The organism is Actinopolyspora xinjiangensis, assembly GCF_900104475.1.
GTDB classification, from domain to species: domain Bacteria; phylum Actinomycetota; class Actinomycetes; order Mycobacteriales; family Pseudonocardiaceae; genus Actinopolyspora; species Actinopolyspora xinjiangensis.
The window spans coordinates 38,884-58,485 of record NZ_FNJR01000016.1 but is presented as its reverse complement, the minus strand read 5'-3'; the positions used below and the strand labels follow the sequence as shown (position 1 = coordinate 58,485).

General features: G+C 70.0%; 13 protein-coding genes. 9 read left to right on the top strand and 4 right to left on the bottom strand.

Going from position 1 to position 19,602, the window contains the following annotated elements; translation table 11 throughout:
- Positions 1-320 precede the first annotated feature (320 nt).
- From BLQ75_RS20505 to BLQ75_RS20490, 4 genes are all read left to right on the top strand, one after another.
- Entirely contained in the window at positions 321-1,514 is a 1,194-nt protein-coding gene (locus BLQ75_RS20505) for a GH25 family lysozyme (RefSeq protein ID WP_244515797.1), read from the top strand.
- A 257-nt stretch (positions 1,515-1,771) separates the two neighbouring features.
- Positions 1,772-3,010, top strand: coding sequence for a glycosyltransferase family 4 protein (locus BLQ75_RS20500; RefSeq protein ID WP_092604312.1), 1,239 nt, complete (start codon positions 1,772-1,774; stop codon positions 3,008-3,010).
- 4 nt (positions 3,011-3,014) lie between these two features.
- Positions 3,015-3,740, top strand: coding sequence for a class I SAM-dependent methyltransferase (locus tag BLQ75_RS20495; RefSeq protein ID WP_092604311.1), 726 nt, complete (start codon positions 3,015-3,017; stop codon positions 3,738-3,740).
- Complete coding sequence (locus BLQ75_RS20490) at positions 3,733-4,836, top strand: glucosidase family protein (RefSeq protein WP_092604310.1); 1,104 nt, start codon at positions 3,733-3,735, stop codon at positions 4,834-4,836. The genes BLQ75_RS20495 and BLQ75_RS20490 overlap by 8 nt, the downstream gene beginning before the upstream one ends.
- Here BLQ75_RS20490 and BLQ75_RS20485 read toward each other — a convergent pair.
- A complete protein-coding gene (locus BLQ75_RS20485) occupies positions 4,792-5,385 on the bottom strand; it encodes a class I SAM-dependent methyltransferase (RefSeq protein WP_092604348.1) in 594 nt (197 codons plus the stop codon). The genes BLQ75_RS20490 and BLQ75_RS20485 overlap by 45 nt on opposite strands.
- Positions 5,386-5,739: 354 nt before the next feature.
- Between BLQ75_RS20485 and BLQ75_RS20480 the strand changes: the two genes are divergently transcribed.
- The 5 genes from BLQ75_RS20480 to BLQ75_RS20465 all read left to right on the top strand — a co-directional run bounded on the left by BLQ75_RS20480 (position 5,740) and on the right by BLQ75_RS20465 (position 16,884).
- The gene (locus BLQ75_RS20480; RefSeq protein ID WP_092604309.1) at positions 5,740-6,300 is read left to right on the top strand and encodes a GNAT family N-acetyltransferase; all 561 of its coding nucleotides are present in this window, start codon (positions 5,740-5,742) and stop codon (positions 6,298-6,300) included.
- A gap of 33 nt (positions 6,301-6,333) precedes the next feature.
- Positions 6,334-6,474, top strand: a complete 141-nt coding sequence (locus BLQ75_RS23640; protein ID WP_170837600.1) for a hypothetical protein — start codon at positions 6,334-6,336, stop codon at positions 6,472-6,474.
- A 572-nt stretch (positions 6,475-7,046) separates the two neighbouring features.
- Positions 7,047-8,816: a fatty acyl-AMP ligase gene (locus BLQ75_RS20475; RefSeq protein WP_092604308.1), complete on the top strand. Its 1,770-nt coding sequence runs from the start codon at positions 7,047-7,049 to the stop codon at positions 8,814-8,816.
- A complete protein-coding gene (locus BLQ75_RS20470; RefSeq protein ID WP_092604307.1) occupies positions 8,809-15,306 on the top strand; it encodes a type I polyketide synthase in 6,498 nt (2,165 codons plus the stop codon). The genes BLQ75_RS20475 and BLQ75_RS20470 overlap by 8 nt, the downstream gene beginning before the upstream one ends.
- 6 nt (positions 15,307-15,312) lie before the next feature.
- Positions 15,313-16,884, top strand: coding sequence for an acyl-CoA carboxylase subunit beta (locus BLQ75_RS20465; RefSeq protein ID WP_092604306.1), 1,572 nt, complete (start codon positions 15,313-15,315; stop codon positions 16,882-16,884).
- A 219-nt stretch (positions 16,885-17,103) separates the two neighbouring features.
- Here the strand turns inward: BLQ75_RS20465 and BLQ75_RS20460 are convergent, their stop codons facing one another.
- The 3 genes from BLQ75_RS20460 to BLQ75_RS24535 all read right to left on the bottom strand — a co-directional run bounded on the left by BLQ75_RS20460 (position 17,104) and on the right by BLQ75_RS24535 (position 19,517).
- Entirely contained in the window at positions 17,104-18,336 is a 1,233-nt protein-coding gene (locus BLQ75_RS20460) for a PucR-like N-terminal domain-containing protein (RefSeq protein ID WP_092604305.1), read from the bottom strand.
- Between the two features lie 353 nt (positions 18,337-18,689).
- Positions 18,690-19,280, bottom strand: coding sequence for an MBL fold metallo-hydrolase (locus tag BLQ75_RS20455; RefSeq protein WP_280137863.1), 591 nt, complete (start codon positions 19,278-19,280; stop codon positions 18,690-18,692).
- Between the two features lie 114 nt (positions 19,281-19,394).
- The gene (locus BLQ75_RS24535) at positions 19,395-19,517 is read right to left on the bottom strand and encodes a hypothetical protein (protein ID WP_280137862.1); all 123 of its coding nucleotides are present in this window, start codon (positions 19,515-19,517) and stop codon (positions 19,395-19,397) included.
- Between the last annotated feature and the right edge of the window lie 85 nt (positions 19,518-19,602).

Genomic DNA, 19,602 nt, shown 5'->3' with positions numbered 1-19,602 from the left:
CGGGTACTACCTACGGGGGCAATCTAGGTAGTCGTGTACGTGTTTTCCGGTGGTTACGTGCACGCTGAGTGCTGGGAGTCTGGGGACTCGTGAATACCCCCGGCCAATACAACCCCGAAGAAGACCCCCGTGAACCGGTCGGCTCTTCCGAGTCGGCAGACGCCACCGAGCGTCGAGCGAACCCGGAGCGCCCCCCGAACGCACCGGGTGCTTCCACTGGTTGGCAGCGCGCCGCGCGTGGAACCGAGCGGTTCGCGCGTGACACCGCCGACCGGCTGCGCCCAGTCGCGCGTCGAACCACCGACCGGATCGTTCGGTGGTTGCGGCGGGTACTGGCCACGCTGACCGCGTTGGCCGAACGCGTGGTGCGTCGGGCGGCCCCCTACGCGCGGCGCGCGCACGAGCGGCTGATTCCCGCCATCGAGAGCGCGAAGCGCCGAATCGATCCGGCTGTGCGGCGCGTGTGGCAGCGGCTCTCACCGGTGGTCGAACGCGTCCGACGGCGCCTCGCCCCCACGGCGCGGCGGATCCGCGCCGAGCTCGAACCCCGGATGGCCGAACTGCGCGCGAAGCTGCCGGAGAGCTCAGCTCGGCACCGTGCTTCGGTGCGCAGTCGTTCGGTGCAGCTGACCGCGGCTGTCGCCGCGTTCGGTGTGCTGGCGATCATCGTCGGTACTGCCGGTCCCGACACCGGCGAGCGGACGACCCCCGCCGCCCACACCGTCGAGCTGCGTTCCCCCGACCAGGCGCAGTCCGGGCAGGGTGGAACAGGGCGGGACTCCTCGCCCGGTGACGAACAGGGCCGGGCGCCGGGCGCGTCCCTCGAGTCCGGGAACGCCCCGGGTCAGCGGAGCTCCTCGTCGAAGCCCGAGGTCGACATACCGCCGAACGCGCACGGCATCGACGTCTCCAATCACAACGGCCCCATCGACTGGAACCGGGTGGCCGCCTCGGGTGAGCACTACGCCTTCGTGCTGGCCACCGACGGTGGGAACTTCACCAATCCGATGTTTCAGCAGCAGTTCAACGGTGCCAAGAACGCGGGCATGCTCGCCGGCGCCTACCACTTCGGCAGGCCGACCGGCTCCGCTGTCGCACAGGCGGACCGGCTGCTGAACACCATGGGGAACACCAACGACGGGCGCACCCTGCCTCCGGTGCTGGACCTGGAGGTCTCGCCCAACACCGGTGGTTGCTACGGCAAGACCTCGGGGCAGATGCACGCCTGGACGCAGAGCTTCCTGGATCGTGTCAAGTCCAAGACAGGGGACGAGGCCATCGTCTACGCCAGCCCCTCGTTCTGGAGCAACTGCATGGCGGGTTCGCAGGCGTTCTCCGAGCACCCGCTCTGGCTGGCTTCCTACGGGGTCCCCCAGCCGAGCGTGTTCGGCGGTTGGAACGCCTACTCGTTCTGGCAGTACACCAACAAGGGGACCGTGCCCGGCATAACCGGCCCGGTGGACAGGAACCTGTTCCAGGGCAGCGGGTCCGATCTGCTCGAACTCGCCCAGTGAGGTCCACCCCGCGCCCGATGACGGGCGGCCGGTGACGCGGGGGCGCCCACCCGAGGGTGGGCGCCCCCGCGTTCGTGTTCGGAGACTCCTGACCGTCTCTCCAATATGCTGTACACAGCAGTTTCGGTTTTGCTTCCGGCGTTGCGCCGAGGAGGGTGACCGGTTCGAGTTACCACCGGGTAAGCTTGCGCGGAGCCGGAACCGAACCATGTTCGGCCCGTTCGTTCCGCGCTGCTCCGAATAGCGTGAGGTGAGTCGTGCGAATTGCGCTGCTGTCCTACCGAAGCAAGCCGCACAGCGGTGGACAGGGGATCTACGTGCGCCGTCTCAGCAGCGGGCTCGCCGAACTGGGCCACGAGGTCGAGGTCTTCTCGGGGCAGCCCTACCCGGAGCTGGACGAGGGAGTGCGATTGACCCGCGTTCCCAGCCTCGATCTCTACCGCGAGCCGGACCCGTTCCGCACCCCGCACCCCCGGGAACTGCGCGGTCCGCTCGACCTTGCCGAACTGGGGATCATGTGGTCGGCGGGGTTTCCCGAACCGCTCACGTTCAGTCTGCGTGCCGCGCGGATACTGCGCGCCCGGGCCGACGAGTTCGACGTCGTGCACGACAACCAGTCCCTCGGTTACGGCCTGCTCGGGCTGCGCCGGGCCGGAATTCCACTGGTGTCCACCGTGCACCACCCCATCACCCACGACCGCCGCGTGGAGCTGGCCGCCGCCCGGGGGTGGCGCAAGCTCGGTGTCCGCCGCTGGTACGGGTTCCTGCGGATGCAGCGGCGAGTGGCTCGGCGGATACCACGCGTGCTGACGGTCTCCGAGTCCTCGGCCGATGACATCGTGCGCGACTTCGCCGTCGACCGTCGAAACCTGCGGATCGTTCCGTTGGGGGTGGACCCCGAGGTCTTCCGGCCTCCCACTCGACCCAGGGTACCGGGCCGGATCGTGGCCATGGCCAGCGCCGACACCCCGATGAAGGGGATAGGCACCCTGCTGGAGGCGGTGGCCAAACTGCGTACCGAACGAGCCGTGGAACTGGTGCTGGTCGCCAGGCCTACCCCGGGTGGCCCCACCGAACGGCTGATCGAGGAACTGGCCATCGGGGACGTGGTCCGTACCGTCAGCGGGCTCACCGACGAGCGACTGGCCGAGCTGTTCGGCTCCGCCGAGATCGCCTGCGTCCCCTCGCTGTACGAGGGCTTCTCGCTGCCGACCGTGGAGGCCATGGCCTGCGGTACACCACTGGTGGCCAGCAGGGCGGGCGCCATTCCCGAAGTGGTGGGGGCCGACGGCACCACCGCCGAACTCGTGCCGCCCGGTGACGCCGAAGCACTCGCCGCCGGGCTGGGAGCGCTGTTCGACGCCCCCGAACGCAGAGCCGCGCTGGGGGCGGCGGGCAGGCAGCGGGTGCTCACGCACTACAGCTGGTCCTCGGTGGCCGCGGCCACGGTCGACTGCTACGCCGAGGCGATCGAAGCAAGCAGGAAAGGGCGGTGAAGCGTTGCTGACGGTGGATTTCGACACGCTCGGGGTACGAGCCGGTCAGCGGGTGCTGGATCTGGGGTGTGGCGCGGGGCGCCACGCCTTCGAGCTGTACCGGCGAGGGCTTCGCGTGGTGGCCTTCGACCACGACGAAGCCGAGCTGGCCGACGTGTCCGCCATGTTCACCGCCATGGAGCAGGCGGGGGAGGTGCCGGAGGGCGCCGAGGCCACCACCGTTCGGGGCGACGTGCTCGATCTGCCGTTTCCGGACGAGTCCTTCGACCACGTGATCGCCTCGGAGGTGATGGAGCACATTCCCGAGGACGACAAGGCGATGCATGAGTTGGTGCGGGTCCTCAAACCGGGCGGACGGGTGTCGGTCACCGTCCCCAGCCGGTTCCCCGAGCGGATCTGCTGGGCGCTCTCCGAGGAGTACCACCGTGTCGAGGGCGGCCACGTCCGGATCTACGACAGGCGGCAGCTGTTCGGCAGGTTGCGGGCCGCCGGGCTGCGGCCGGTGCACCACCACTACGCCCACGCCCTGCACTCGCCCTACTGGTGGCTGAAGTGCGCCGTGGGGGTTAACCGCTCCGACCATCCGCTGCCCCGGCTGTACCACCGCCTGCTGGTGTGGGACATGCTCAAGGCACCCTGGATCACCAGGAGTCTGGAGCGGGCGCTCAACCCGTTGCTGGGCAAGAGCATCGTCACCTACCTCTACAAGCCAGGGGCGACCGTTGCCTGAGGTCCCGGCGGTCGACGGGGTGCTGTCGGCGACCGAGGTGACCGCCACCGTCGATTCCGTGCTCGCAGTCCAGGAACCTTCCGGCGCGATCCCCTGGTACCCCGGCGGGCACGTCGATCCCTGGGACCACGTGGAGTCGGCCATGGCGCTTTCGGCGGGGGGACGCCTCGCCGCGGCCGAACGTGCCTACGAGTGGTCCGCCCGCAACCAACGTGCCGACGGTTCCTGGCCGATGCGGTTCCGGGACGGATGGATCGAGGACCACGGGGCTGACACCAACTTCTGTGCCTACCTCGCCGTCGGGGTCTGGCACCATTTCCTGATCACCGGGGACAGGGACTTCGCCGAGCGGCTGTGGCCCACCGTGCGCGCCGGGATCGACTTCGTGCTCTCGGCCCAGGTGGCCCGGGGCGAGATTCGCTGGGCAGTCGGTGGGGACGACGGGGTCGCGTTGCCGGAATCGCTGCTGACCGGGTGTTCCAGCGTCCACCACAGCCTGCGCTGCGCGCTGGCGCTGGCCGAGGAGGTGGGCTCCCCTCAGCCGAGCTGGGAGATGGCGCTGGGGAGGCTCGGGCACGTGCTCCGTGCGCACCCGGAGGCCTTCACGCTCAAGGACCGCTACTCCATGGACTGGTACTACCCCGTCCTCGGGGGAGCCCTCCAGGGGGAGGCCGCCCGCGAGCGTTTGCGCGCCCGGTGGCCCGAGTTCGTCGTCCACGGACTCGGAGCGCGCTGCGTGGTGGACCACCCGTGGGTCACGGGCGCTGAGACGTGCGAACTCGTGCTGAGCCTGGACGCGGTCGGGTGGCACGCCGACGCCGTGCGGCTGCTGCGGGACGTGCAGCACCTGCGTGATACCGACGGTTCCTACTGGACCGGTTTCGTCTACCCCGATGGCAAGAACTGGCCCGTGGAACACACCACCTGGACCGCGGCCGCCGTGGTGCTGGCGGCCGACGCGCTCTCCCGGACCACACCGGGCAGCGGCGTGTTCCGGGGGGAACGACTGCCGCGCGGGCTGCTTGGTGAGGAGGGCACCGAGTGCGGTTGTCTAGTCGAGGCCGACGTCACCACCGACGCGCCGCAACACCCGTAGCGAGCCGGTGACCGACAGCTCGCGGAACTCGCCGCTGTCGATGGCCCGGCGGTAGACCCGGTACGGTGCCTGCCCGCCGTCGGCGGGATCGGGGAAGACGTCGTGCAGCACCAGCACCCCGCCGTGCCGCACCCAGTGGGCCCAGCCCTCGAAGTCGGCTCCGGCCGCTTCGTCGGTGTGCCCGCCGTCGATGAACAGCAACGCCACCGGGGTACGCCAGATCGAGGCGAGCGTCGTCGAGTCCCCCACTACCGCCATGACCCGGTTCTCCAGCCCCGCGTCGGCGATGGTCCTGCGGAAACGCCCCAGGGTGTCCAGCCGGTCGTCGTTCGGGTCCACGAGTTCAGGGTCGTGGTACTCCCAGCCCGGCTGGTGCTCCTCGGAGCCGCGGTGGTGGTCCACCGTCACCACCACGCCCCCCGTCGCGGCGGCAGCGGCTCCCAGGTAGATCGCCGACTTGCCGCAGTAGGTGCCGATCTCCACGGCCACTCCGTCGGCCAGGTGCTCCACGGCCGCGTCGAACAGCGCCAGACCCTCGTCCTCGGGCATGAAGCCCGTCGCGGAGCGGGCGGCATCGAGCAGTCTCGGTGGAATCCGCTCGCGTGGAAGGTCGGCGTCGGTCGTGGGCTCCGTTCTCGCGGTTGAAGTCACCCGGAATCCTTCGCGTGGTTGAGGCGTGTCGTCGGCGGCGATTCTATTGGAGTTTCTCGAAGGCGGGCGCGGGCGTTCCACGCGTGGACCGGACACGTGGTCGGGTGAGGGAGCGGGGACGGGGCGGAGGATTCCCCGGCCGGCTCGCGGCGCTCCCGAAACACGGCCGCGTGGGAAGCGTGCCGGTGCGCACTGGGCCCCGCCACGCCGTGCGAACCGGCCGACCAGGACGTGAGGGGGTAACGTGGCCCTATGGCGCCACTCTCGTTGACCACCGAGCGGCTGCTGATACGTGACTGGAGCGTCGACGACGCCGAGGCGGCCTTCCGCATCTACGGCAACCCCGAGGTCGCCATGTGGTTGGCCCCCATGATGCAGCGAGTGACCGATCCGAACGCGATGCGGTCGGTGCTGGAGGCGTGGGTGGAGTCCGCTCCCAACCTGGCTCCGCCGACCGGTCGGTGGGCGATGGTGCGGCGCTCGGACAACGTGCTCGTCGGGGGGCTCGCACTGCGCCTGCTGCCCCCTTACGAGGAGGACATCGAGATTCGCTGGCAGGTGAGCCAACACGAGTGGGGGAAGGGCTACGCCACCGAAGGGGCGCGCGCCCTGCTCGGCTGGGCGTTCACCCAGGACGTCGACGAGATCTTCGCGGTCGCGCGCTCCTCCAACGCGCGTGCGGTCGCCACCGCGCGCAAGCTCGGCATGGAGTGGGTCGGGGAGACCACCAAGTACTACGGCCTGCTGTTGCAGGTGTTCCGGGTCCGGCGGGCCGACTTCGCGGGACCGGTGCCGCCGAACGGGGGAGAGTGATCCCGGCGGCCCCGGTGGGCGAAACACCTCACCGTGATCGCTGCTCCGCTCGCCCGTCGGGCGTTCGAGGAATTCCTCCCCGAACGGCAGCACGGCTTTCTGGTGGAATCTGGTTTTCTGGTGGCGGCGCCGCTCCGCGATCGCGAAAAAGTGTCGGGGCTCGCACGCTCGTAGGGTTGTTTAGCTTTTCGAAGGAAGCTGCCGCGGAGTTCGGCAACTCGGTTCCTTTTCCGTTCGGTTGTCCGGTTTCTCCGGAGGCCGATGGTCTCCCGGCGGCCGGGGACGAGCTGGGCTCCTGGGTGGAACCGGCCGGTGAAGTCTTGTGCTCGCTCCCCCGGCGGGGCGAGTTCGTCGTCCGCGCGGATCACTTCTCGGGACGTCCGCGTGGGGCGATCGACCGCTGGGCGGTGGGGCCGGCGAAGTGTGGCCGAGCCGTTCGGGATCGGTTCGCTCCACCCGGCGGGTCACTCTCGGGAGCGGTCCGGTTCCGTCCGTCCCCTCTCGAAAGCCCCTGATTTCACCGTTGGTCGGGATTCCGTTGGAGTTGTCATTCGCGTGACAACAAGATCCTCGGTCGTACGCATCCGAATGCGCGTTGTGTCCTCGCTGAATTCCTTGATTCGCGGTCGTCTTGACACATCGGACGCGCGGAGTGAAAAATTCCGTCCGTCTTGGGATTCGGAATTCTCGGTTTTTCGTGTTGTTCGCTTTCGGGGTCGAGTTCCTCCGCAGCGTGGGAAGGTCTTATGGAATCAACGACCGCGGAGTTCGCGTCGCAGAGCGGTGGGCAGAGCCTGACCGAGTGCCTGGATCGCTCCGCGAGGGAGCGACCGGACGCCACCGCGATCACCTTCGTCGACTACGAGGCGAGCGGGGACGGCCTGGCCAGGTCGCTGACCGTCGCCGAACTGCACCGTCGGGTCCGTGCGGTGGCGTCCTGGACCGCACACCACTGCGGACCGGGGGAGCGGGTGGCGATCCTCGCTCCGCAGGGGATCGACTACGTGGTCGGTTTCCTGGGAGCCATCCGGGCCGGGGCGATAGCCGTCCCGCTGTTCCAGCCCGACATGCCCGGTCAGCGGGGCAGGCTCGAAGCCGTGCTCGACGACTGCGAACCGGCGGGTGTGCTCACCACCGAGGAGGTGCTCGACCGAGTCCGCGAGGTGACCGGGCGGCGTGGCGGCGGTGCACCACCCGAATGCCTGGCGGTCGACGCCTCTCAGCGGGACTGGCTCCCCGAGCGACTTCCCGCCCCGGTGTCGGCTGACGACGTCGCCTACCTGCAGTACACTTCCGGTTCCACCCGGGTACCAGCCGGCGTGCGGATCACCCACGCCAATGTGGTCGCCAACGCTCGGCAAGCCCTGTCCGCCTACTTCGGTGACCGCGTCGAGGGCGGCGCCACCGTCAGCTGGTTGCCGTTGTTCCACGACATGGGGCTGGTGCTCTCCGTGGCGGCGCCCGTGGTGGGCGGAATCAGGTCCGTGCTCATGGATCCCACCGCGTTCCTGCGGCGGCCGGTGCGCTGGTTGCACCAGCTCTCGGCGAACCCGCGCTGCATCACGGCCGCCCCCAACTTCGCCTTCGACTACACCGCGGCCAGGGTGACCGAGCGCGAGAAGGCCCGCACGAGGTTGGACCGAGTGATCTCGATGATCAACGGCAGCGAGCCGGTGCTGCCGTCGACGGTGGAGCGGTTCAACCGGGCCTTCGAACCCTGTGGTCTGCGTCCGGAGGCGCACCGCTCCTCGTTCGGGCTCGCGGAGGCGACGGTGTTCGTTTCCACCACCCCGGCCGGTTCCCCGCCTCGCGGCGTTCGGTTCGACCGGGACTCCCTCGGGAAGGGCATCGCGGTGGCCGCGGCGGGAAACGCCATGTCGAGCACGCTGGTCTCCTGCGGTCGGCCGCTCGGGCAGCGGGTAGCGATAGTCGACCCCGAGTCGCACCACAGACTCCCCGACACGACCGTGGGGGAGATCTGGGTGCACGGCCCCAACACCGGCCAGGGCTACTGGAACCGGACAGGCTCGGAGGAGGCCGAGGCCTTCCGGGCCAGACTGCGCGGTTCCGGGGAACTGCCGGAAACGGGGTGGCTGCGCACCGGGGACCTCGGCGTGCGCTACGACGACGAACTGTTCGTGACGGGAAGGATCAAGGACCTGATCGTCCTCGACGGTCGGAACCACTACCCGCAGGACCTCGAACAGACGGTGGAGCTGCATCCAGCGGTGCGCAAACACCACACGGCGGTGTTCGCCGTCACCGTCGACGAGACCGAACGAGTGGTGGTGGCCGCCGAGTACTCTCGCTCGCTGCCGCCCGAACAACGGGATTCCCCGGAAATCAGCGCTGCCCTGCGCGGCGAGATCGCCGCCGCGCACGGCGTGCGGGTGCACGAGGTGTTGCTGCTCGAACCGGACACCGTTCCAAGGACCTCGAGCGGCAAGGTGGCGCGCTCCGCCTGCAGGCAGTACTACCTGGACGGCGAGTTGGGACCGGAGAACACACATGACTGAGCACTCGGAGCTCGGCGAGTGGCTGATACACCGCATCGCCGAACGCGCCGGCCTGAATCCCACGCACGTCGAAACCGACAGACCGTTCGACGAGTTCGGACTCTCCTCTCGCGACGTCGTGGAGTTGTCCGGTGAACTGGAAACCCTGCTGGGCAGGTCGCTTCCCACCACGCTGCTGTGGGAGTTCCCGACGATCGAGCGGTTGACCGAGGCGCTCACCGGAACCGGGTCCAGCACCTCCACCGCGCCCGGCCCCGACCCCGGTGAACCGATCGCCGTCATCGGCCTCGGCTGCCGATTCCCGGGAGCGACCGGCCCGGAACGCTTCTGGGAGCTGTTGTGTTCCGGCACCGACGCCATCGGAACGGTCCCTCCGGAGCGCTGGCGGGACTTCGCCCCCGGGCAGGGGATCGTGTTGGACGAGCTTCCCACCTCCGGCGGGTACCTGGACGATGTCGCCGCCTTCGACGCGGAGTTCTTCGAGATCTCCCCGCGCGAGGCCGAGGTCATGGACCCGCAGCAGCGGCTGCTGCTCGAAGTGAGCTGGGAAGCGCTGGAGCACGCGGGGGTGGTGCCCGAACGGTTGCGCGGTTCGGACACCGGCGTCTTCGTCGGTGCTTCCTCGACGGAGTACAGCCATCTGACCACCAGGGACCTCGGTTCGGTCGACGCGTGGACCGGTACGGGCGGTGCCATGAGCGTGATCGCCAACCGCCTGTCGTATCTGCTGGACCTGCGCGGGCCGAGCATGGCCGTGGACACCGCGTGCTCCTCCTCGCTGGTCGCGCTGCACCAGGCGTGCGCGAGCCTGCGCTCGGGGGAGAGTCGCACCGCCCTGGCAGGCGGGGTCAACCTCCTGCTGTCCCCGGCGGTCACGGCCAACTTCCACAGCGCCGGCGCGCTCGCGGCCGACGGGCGGTGCAAACCCTTCGACGCGGCCGCCGACGGCATAGTCCGGGGCGAGGGGTGCGGCGTCGTCGTGCTCAAGCCGCTGTCCGAGGCCAACCGGGACGGCGACCGGGTGCACGCGGTCATCCGCGGCTCAGCGGTCAACTCGGACGGTCGTTCCAACGGGCTGATGGCACCGAACCCTTCCGCCCAGGTGGAGCTGCTGCGTTCGGCCTACGCCGCCGCCGAGCTCGACCCGGGAGTGGTGGACTACGTGGAGGCCCACGGGACGGGAACCCTGCTGGGAGATCCCATCGAGGCGTCCGCCCTGGGAACCGTGTTGGGGGGCGGGCGCACGTCCGACCGGCCACTGCTGCTCGGTTCGGTCAAGTCCAACCTGGGGCATCTGGAGGCCGCGGCGGGCATCGCCGGAATCATCAAGGTCGTGCTGGCGATGCGGCACGGTCGGCTGCCAGCCACACCGCACTACCGCACCCCCAATCCCCACATCTCCTTCGAGCGGGAGAGGCTCCGGGTGGTGGATTCGCCCCGTGGCTGGCCGGAGTACTCCGGCGTCGCCCGTGCGGGGGTGTCCGGTTTCGGCTTCGGGGGGACCAACGCGCACGTGGTTCTGGAGTCCTGGCCGGAAGCACCCGACGGTGCGGCGGAGGACACCGGGCCGCACACGCTGTTCCTGTCCGGCGACACGGAATCCCGGCTGCGGCAGACGGCGGCACGGCTGGCCGAACGGCTGCGGGACCCGGGGCAGGACGACACGCCCCTCACCGACATCGCCCACACTCTGCTGCGTCACCGCGGCCGGCGGTGGCGACGCGGTGCGGTGGTGGGGCGGGACCGCGCGCACCTCGCGGAGGGGCTGGACGCGCTCGCCACCGGGGACACCGCCTCCGGAGTGGTGCGTGGTCACGTGGGGGGAGACAGCGGCCCGGTGTGGGTGTTCTCCGGCTACGGCTCGCAGTGGCCGGGGATGTGCCGCGAACTGCTGCGCGACGAACCCGCCTTCGCGGAGTCGCTGCGGCGGAACGACACCGAGTTCCGCGCCGTGGCCGGATTCTCGCTGTACGAGACGCTGGCGGCGGGCGAGGAGCTGCACGGGCTGTACCGGACCCAGCTCGGACTGTTCGGTACCCAGCTCGCGCTCGCGGAGCTGTGGCGTTCCCGGGGAGCGAGCCCGGGAGCCGTCATCGGGCACTCCATGGGTGAAGTGGCCGCCGCCGTGGTCGCCGGAGCCCTGGACCACGGGACCGGGTTGCGGGTCATGGCGACCCGCACCGGGCTGCTGTCCGAGATGGAGTCCTCCGGCGGGGGAGCGATGGCGGTGCTGGAGGGCTCGCCGGAGGAGATCGACGAACTGTCCGACTGGTTCCCCGGCGTGGTGGTGGCCGTGCACACCTCCTCCCGGCGGTGCACGGTGGCCGGTCCGGCCGACGAGGTCGAGCTGATGGCCGGGCACTTCCGACGCCACGACCGCGTGGCCCGGGTGCTCGACGTCTCCGGGGCGGGGCACACCGCCGCCGTCGATCCACTGCTGGACAGGTTGCGTGCCGAGCTCGCCGACCTCGCGCCCGCCGTTCCGCGAACCACCGTGTACAGCACGGTCGAGCGGGACCCGACGCACGGCCCGACGTTCGACGCCGACTACTGGGCGCGGAACCTGCGCCGCCCGGTGCTGCTGGACCGGGCAGTGCGAGCGGCGGTGGCCGACGGATTCGACACCTTCGTCGAGGTGTCCCCGCACCCGATAGTCACGGGCGGGATCGAGGAGTCGGTCCTCGACGCCGGGGCGCTGGAACCGGTACTGGTGTTCACCTCCCGGCGGGACAGCGACGAGACGGCCACCTTCCGCGAGAACCTCGCCCGGCTGTACGTCAACGGACGGATCCCCGAACCGCTCGGGTACCCGACGGGCGAGATCGCCGAGCTGCCGCTGCCGGCCTGGCAGCACGAGCGGTACTGGATCCCCGTGGACAGGACGAGTTCGGCGTCGGGGGAGCACAGGCTGCTGGGGCACCACGTGGAACTGCCGGACGGGCGGCACGCCTGGCAGGGCGAGATCGGGACGAACTCGCTTCCCTGGCTGGGTGACCACCGGGTGCACGACACACCGGTCCTGGCCGGTACCGCCTGTCTGGAGATGGCGCTGGCCGCCGCGGGCCGGGCGTTGTGCGTCGAGCCGGACCGCCTGGCGGTCGGCGGGCTCGAACTGCGGGACATGCTCGTGCTCGCCCCGGAGCTGACGGTCACCACGGTGGCGACGCCCCATGAATCCGGGGCGACCGTCGAGCTGCACAGCCGGTCCACCACGGGCGGTTGGCACCGCCACGCCGTCGCCGAGGTGGCGCTCGTCCCCTCCGACGAACCCGCGTACGAAGAGCTCGTCCGGGGGGGTGAGTCCGGTCGGGACGGGACCGAACCAGTGCGGTTGTACCCCGCGCTGCGCGCGGCCGGGCAGGAGTACGGTCCGGCCTTCCGTCCCGTGCGGCGGGTGAGTGCGGGGGAGGGCACGGCGGTGGCGGAACTCGCGTTGCCCGCCGAGGCGGGCAGCGCGCTGGAGTTCCTCGCGCATCCGGTGCTCACCGACGGCTGCCTGCAGACCCTGGTCGCCGCGGCGATCGGGACGAACGGACCCGCGGGGGTCGAGCTCTTCGTGCCCGTGGAGTTGCGGGAAGTGCGGCTGTTCCGCCGGGTACCCTCCCGGGTTCGTTGCCACGGTGCGCTGGCCACGACTTCGACCGGGCCGGAGGTGACCGGATCGTTGTTGGTCACCGACGAGCACGACCGTGCGGTGCTGCGGATCGGCCTGGTCAGAGCCCGTCGCATGGGCGCCACTCCGGTACCGCGCGACTCGTCCGGAGCGGGGCTGCGGCTCTGCTGGGAGGACTCCTCCGTACCGGACGCGCCCCGGGGGGACGGTGACTGGTTGCTGTTCGGCGAGTCCGCCGAGCTGGCCGAACGGCTGCGAGGTCGTGGACGGCGAGTCGTCCGCGCCGCGCTGGGCGAGGACGGCGGGCTGCCGGAGCGGTTCGACGAGCTGGAGCGGTTCCTGCGCGAAGCCACCGCTCCCGCCGGGGTGGTGGTCGCCGTCGAAAGGGCGTCGGAGAGCCTCGACGAACGGTTCGCGGCGGCCCGGCGGCGGCTGCCGCGACTGGCCGGGTTGCTGCGCGTGCTGGCCGAGCACGACGGTCCTCCCGCCAGGTTGTGGTTGGTCAGCCCTTCGCCCGCCGGTGCTGAACTGCGGGCGCTGGTCCGGGTACTGACGTTCGAACATCCCTGTGCACGCGTCTCGCTGCTGGAGGGGGCGGATGCGGACTCGTTGGCCGACGAGTTGTGCGCCGACACCCCCGAAGACGATGTTCACCGGGACGGGCCACGTCGCCGAGTGGCCAGACTGCGCCGGGTCCCGCTGGAACGGGCGGAGACCACCACCGCGGTGCGCCCGGAGGCCTACGTCATCACCGGTGGGCTGGGCGGACTCGGCTACACCTTCGCCAGGTGGCTGGCCGAACGAGGCGCCGCGCGCGTGGTGCTCAACGGCAGGAGTGATCCCTCCGGGGCCGTCGAGGACGACATCGAACGGCTCCGCCGGTCCGGGACCGAGGTGCTCGTGGTGACCGGCGACATCGGGAAGCGGGGAACGGCCGAACGGCTGGTGAACGCCGCCACCTCGGGTGGAACCGAGCTTGGGGGCGTGCTGCACGCGGCGGGGGCGCTGGAGGACGGTCCCTTCACCGGGACGACCGAGGAGGCCGTGGAACGGGTCTGGCACGCCAAGGTCCGGGGCGGCCTGCGGCTGCACGAGGCCACTCTGCGATTCGCCCCGGACTGGTGGGTCGCCTTCTCCTCGGCCGCGGCGCTGCTCGGGTCGCCGGGGCAGGCCGCCTACGCCACCGCCAACGCGGCGCTGGACGACCTGGTGCGGTGGCGTCGTGAACTGGGCCTGCCGGGGACCAGTGTGCAGTGGGGAGTGTGGGGCGAGGCGGGGGCGGCCAGCGAGACGTTCACCGGTGTGCTGCGGCCGTTGTCCACCGAAACCGGGACCGAGGCGTTCGAGGCGGTGCTGGGGGCGGACGAACCGGTGACGGGAATCGCCTGGCTCGACGCGCACCAGGCGGGCCGGATGTTTCCGGAGCTGACCGCGCGCCCGTTCTTCCGGCACGTGGTGGGAGAGCGGTCCGCTCCGGCGGAGGGGGTGGATCCGGAACGGCTGCGCGAGCTCGAACCGGAGGAGGCGCTGCGCACGGTGACCTCGACTCTGTCACAGCTGCTCGGGGAGATCATCGGCACGGCGGCGGACGAGGTGGACCCCGAACGTCCGCTCACCTCGTTCGGGCTCGACTCGCTGATGGCCATGCGGGCGCGCAACGCGGTGGAGCGCGAGTTCGGCACCAGCGTCGCCCCGGCCGTGCTGCTGCGCGGGTGCAGCACGAGCGAGCTGGCGGCGCGACTGCTCACCGCTCTCGGAATCGACGGCGCTCCACCGTCCACGCCTTCCGCCGAGACACCGCCCCGGCGCGAGGTCGGACCGAGGGACGCCACCGAACGCTGGCTGGCACACCTGTGGCGTGAAGTGCTGGGACTGGAGCACGTGGGGGTCGAGTGGGACTTCTACCGGCTGGGCGGTGACGAGGTCCTGGCGGAGAAGGTCGCCTCGGCCGTCCGGGAACGACTCGGCACCGAGATCCCCGGACTGTTCGAGCGACCCACGATCGAACGGATGGCGGACCTCGTCCGTGAGCCGTTCGAGACCTCCGAGGGGCCCGTCCGCACGCTCCGCGCAGGTGGGAGTGCCACCCCGTTGTTCCTGTTTCACCCGGCGGGTGGACCCACCAGCGTGTACCAACCCCTGGTCGAGCGGCTCGGCGAGGAGCAGCCCTGCTACGGCATGGAGCGGCTGGACCAGTACGACACCGTTCCGGAGAAGGCCGCCCACTACACGAGTCTGATCCGTGAGATCCAACCTGAGGGGCCCTACCGCCTGGGAGGCTGGTCCTTCGGCGGGTGCCTGGCGTTCGAGACGGCACGGCAGCTGGCCGACCGGGGAGCCGAGGTGGAAGCGGTGGTGCTCATCGACTCCATCCTGCCGCTGCCCGCCCCGGAGCTCTCCGAGGGGGAACTGGTCACCGGGCGTTTCCGCCGGTTCGTCGAGCACATCGAGCACACCTACGGGGTTCCGCTCCCGGTCTCGACCGAGGAACTGGCCGAGTTCGACGAGCACGAGCAGATGCGGCGCGTCATGACGGCGTTGGCGGACGAGGAACTCGGCATCGGGGAGGGGGTGCTGCGGCACCAGTACACCTCCTACGTGGACGCCAGGATCGCGGAGCGCTACGAGCCCGGCCGCTACGAAGGCCCCGTGGTGCTCTACCGCGCCGAGGAGGCCGAAAGCACCACCACCGCGCTCGACCCCCGCTACCTGCGTACGGACGACGCGCTCGGCTGGGACGAGTTCGTCGACGACCTGGAGGTCGTGCGGGTGCCCGGTGACCACCTCTCGATGATCGACCCACCCCACGTCGACGTCGTGGGCGATCACCTCGGCCGACTGCTCGGCACCGGCGACAGCGGAGAAGGCAGGGAGTGATCCACGATGGCCGACGAACCCCGCGGCACGGCGGAACGTATCGACGATCTGGAACGCAGGCGCGCCGAAGCGGTCTCCGAGACCGACGAGGCGGCGGCGGCCAAGCAGCATCCCAGGGGCAAGCACACCGCCCGGGAACGCGTCAGGATGCTGGTGGACGAGGGTTCGTTCGTCGAGGTGGGCGAGTTCGCGCTGCGTCGCGGCGCCTCGTTCGGCGCCGAGGGGAACCCTCCCCACGGCGACGGCGTGGTGACCGGGTACGCCACGGTGGACGGCAGGCGGGTCTGCCTCTTCTCGCACGACTTCACCACTTTCGGCGGAAGCATGGGAGAGGTCTTCGGGGAGAAGGTCCTCAGGATCATGGACATGGCCATGAAAGCGGGCTGCCCCGTCATCGGCATCAACGACTCCGGTGGGGCGCGGATCCAGGAGGGGGTAGTCTCGCTCGCCTACTACGCGGAACTGAGCAGACGCAACTCCAAGGCGTCCGGCGTGGTGCCCCAGATATCGGTGATCATGGGGCCATGCGCCGGTGGCGCCGTTTACACGCCCGCACTGACCGATTTCACCGTGATGGTGGACCGGACCTCGCGCATGTTCGTCACCGGCCCCGACGTGGTCCGCTCCGTGACGGGGGAGAGCGTCTCGGCCGAGGAGCTCGGCGGGGCGGAGGTCAACGGTAGCGTCTCCGGCAACGCCCACTACGTCGCCTCGGACGAGGCCGACGCGTTCGACTGGGTCCGCGCCCTGCTGACTTTTCTGCCCCCCAACAACCTGACCGCCCCGCCCGAGTGCCCGGCAGCGGAGACGACCGTTCCCGCCGCCGACCTCGACGCCGTGGTGCCCGACTCCCCCAATCGGTCCTACGACATGCGGCGGGTACTCGCGGCCGTGCTCGACGAGGGAGATTTGCTGGAGGTGCACTCCGCGTTCGCGCCCAACATCCTGTGCGGTTTCGGCAGGCTGGGAGGGTACAGCGTGGGCGTGGTCGCCAACCAGCCGCTGTGGCAGTCGGGGATAATCGACATCGACGCCTCCGAGAAGGCCGCGCGTTTCGTGCGGTTCTGCGACGCGTTCAACATCCCCCTGCTCACCTTCGCCGACGTCCCCGGCTACCTCCCCGGCAGGGAGCAGGAGCAGCGGGGTGTCATCAGACGCGGCGCCAAGCTGATCTACGCCTATTCGGAGGCCACCGTTCCCAAGGTCACCGTGGTGACCAGGAAGGCCTACGGTGGTGGGTACGCCGTGATGGGGTCCAAGCACCTCGGCGCCGACGTCAACCTGGCCTGGCCCACCGCCGAGATAGCGGTCATGGGCGCGGAGGGGGCGGTCGAGCTGCTGCACCGCGACGAGTTGTCCGAGGCCGCAGCCAACGGGGTCCGCGACACGGTGCGGGCGAAACTCGTGGCGGAGTACCGCGCCACCATGACGACCCCCTACGTGGCCGCCGAGCGCGGCTACGTGGATTCGGTGATCAGACCGTCCCGGACACGTGAACGATTGGTCGAGGCGTTGCGGATGCTCGAGGCCAAACGGGAGGAGTCCCCGCCGAAGAAGCACGGCACGATGCCGCTGTGACCCCGCCGCCGTGACCCGTTGTCGCCTCCGGAGGTCCCGGCCGTCTCCGAACCGCCGCTCGGAAGCGGGCGGGACCCCGGCGGCCTCGCCGCGCGGATCCTCGACGAACGTCCGACGGTTTCGCGGGAAGTCGCCCCCGGTCCGCGAGTCCGCCCGGTATGTGGAGCTCGTCGGGGTCGCGCCCACCTTTTCCCGGGCGAGTCGGCCGGAAAGCTTCGCTCAGTCGGCCAGCCAGTCCTCGGTGTCACCGGAGAGCATGTTCGAGGCTCGTAGCACTATCTCCATGTCGAAGCGCGACTCCGGGTCGTGCAGTGCCTCGCCGAACAGCTCGTCGAGCTGTCGCAACCGGTAGCGAACCGTCTGCGGATGCACCCGCAGCCGCTGGGCGATCTCGGGAGCTCCGCCGCGGGTCTGCAGCCAGCTCAGCAGGGTGGCGGCCAGTCGGGCGCGTTGTTTCGGGCGCAGTCCGTTCAGGGGGGACAGTCGTTGCCTGGCCAGCTCCTTGATCAGGTGTTCGTCCTGCAGCAGCAGGATGCTGGAGAGGTCTTCGTGGCAGCGATTGACGTGCTGGTCCGGCCACACACCCGAGCGGATCAGTCCCATCATCCTGCGGCACCAGCGCAGCGATTTGCCCGCCTGGTCGAGCGGGACCGGTGAACCGACCACCACCCGCCATCCGGCCAGTTCCGTCTCCCAGTCGATCTCGTCCGGTTCCCCGTGGTCGCTGGGCAACAGCACGTGCGGCTCGACGCACTCCAGATCGACCAGGGCGTTCCAGCGCGACAGCGGGTTGCTGGTTCCGGTGTGGGGCTCGTCGTACCGCTCCAGCGCCGCCACGGTCACCTGGCGCGGAAGGTGCCACTGCGCGGTGACCGCGGACTCCTCGATGGCCCGTTGTGCGGGTTGCGGCTCCGAGACCAACAGTTCCAGCAGCCGTCTGCGCCTGCGTGCCAGGGTTCCGGCCGCGCGTGCCTGCGCGGCGGCGTAGCCTTCCACCGCCAGGGCCGTCAGTTCGTCGATGTGCGCGAAGATCGCCTCACCGAGCAGCAGCGTGGTGCGCGGTGCCAGGCGCACCCGCTCGCCGATGCCCGCGACCCGTCGCCAGGCCAGCCGGGCACCTATCCGGTAGGCGGCCTGCAGGCTGTCGAGGCTGCGCCCCTCCCGCATCTCGGCCTTGCCCAGTGCGCGGTGCACCTCGGCGCAGCGCCGCGGCGGTGTGCCGGGTTCGGCGATCCGGTCGACGAACCTGGTCAGCGCCTCCTCTATACCGCGTCGTATGGCGTGCACGTAGTGCTGGTCCATCGGGCGGGCGTACTCGGGGATCCGCCGTTGGATCTCGGTGAGGATCTGAGTCGCCAGGCTCGGGATCTCGGGGCGCAGCAGGGTCGCGAGATTGTCGGGGAGTGCTGCCCACAGTCTGGTGGACTCGGTACTGTTGGCCAGTCTCGGCATAACCCTCCCTCGTGGAACGGAGGCGAGGAGAACCGGTTCGTGAACACGGTTCTTGCTCCGTGTTTCGTGCTACTGATGAGTAATCACTCTAGTGACAGATTCCCAATGTGCTTAATAGCCCGTTCGGGTGAGGACGTTGTTCCGATTATTGGCGATATGTGACAGCCGGGCTGATTCGGGATCGGCTCGGTTTTTTCTGTGTCCGGAAAAAATGTGCGTCCGCAGTCGCACGAAGAGGGTCGTCACGAGCTGCCGTGGAGCGGATCGATACTGTTCCCGCTGCTCAAGAGCACTGCCGCCGGATGCCGCGGGCGAGGAGCCGTGTTCCGGTGAACCTAACCGGTGGGGCGTGCCTAGCCAAGGTGGTCGTACGCGCCGTTGACCCATTCGACATAGCGCGCCGCCGAACGGCGCACCGCGTTTTTCGCGTCGCCGTGCATCGTTCTGCCCGTCAGGGCGTGCAGCCTTTCGAATTCGTACGGTTCGAGCCGCTCGACTATCCGCCGCACCAGCCGCGCCGACAGCGGGATCTGGTTGGGGTAGCTGCGCATGAACGTCACCCGTCCCGTGGCGGCCACGGGCATCACGGTGTCACCGACCAGCAGGCTGCCCGTGCCCTCGCCGCCGTCGGCGACGTGGGCCACGGCGGACCCCGGGAAGTGTCCTCCCGTCTCGACCAGGGTCACCCCAGGCAGCACTCGTTCGGTGTCCCGCCACTGCCTGATCACCGGGTCGGGGCGGCGGACCCATCGCTCGTCCGCCGCGTGCACCAGCACCGGCGGTTGGTCGAACAGGTGGCTCAGCCCCACCTGCGTGCCGTACATGTGGGGGTGGCTGGCCACGACGACCGTTATGCCGCCGAGCTCCTCGCTCCTGTCGAGCAACGCCCGGTCGAGGTGGTTCGGCGGGTCCCACAGCAGGTTGCCCTCCCGCGTACGCACCAGGTACGTCCACTGCCCGATGGCGAAGACGGGTTCCCTGCGGAAGCGGTGAATGTTCGGTTCCGGGCGCTCGTGCCGCAGCTGTCGACCACCGGCGGCGAGTTCGGCCGCCGTGGTTCACCACTGCCCCGACTCGGGGACCCACTGCCGCTCGTCGGTGCAGATCACACAGGTCGACTCCGGTGGTCGTTCGGAGTCGGGGTGCTCCACGCCGCAGGTGCCGCAGATCCAGACCGTCACGCGACAACCGTATTCGGCCGGTGGTGCCCTCGCAGCCGAAACGTCTGGTCCTGTAGCGGAGCTCGCCGTCCCCGTGCTCACGAGT

Excerpts from the sequence above, each read along its gene's own strand:
- BLQ75_RS20470 (WP_092604307.1), top strand. The coding sequence starts at position 8,809 with ATGACTGAGCACTCGGAGCTCGGCGAGTGGCTGATACACCGCATCGCC.
- BLQ75_RS20465 (WP_092604306.1), top strand. The coding sequence starts at position 15,313 with ATGGCCGACGAACCCCGCGGCACGGCGGAACGTATCGACGATCTGGAA.
- BLQ75_RS20460 (WP_092604305.1), bottom strand. The coding sequence starts at position 18,336 with ATGCCGAGACTGGCCAACAGTACCGAGTCCACCAGACTGTGGGCAGCA.
- BLQ75_RS20480 (WP_092604309.1), top strand. The coding sequence starts at position 5,740 with ATGGCGCCACTCTCGTTGACCACCGAGCGGCTGCTGATACGTGACTGG.
- BLQ75_RS20475 (WP_092604308.1), top strand. The coding sequence starts at position 7,047 with ATGGAATCAACGACCGCGGAGTTCGCGTCGCAGAGCGGTGGGCAGAGC.
- BLQ75_RS20485 (WP_092604348.1), bottom strand. The coding sequence starts at position 5,385 with ATGCCCGAGGACGAGGGTCTGGCGCTGTTCGACGCGGCCGTGGAGCAC.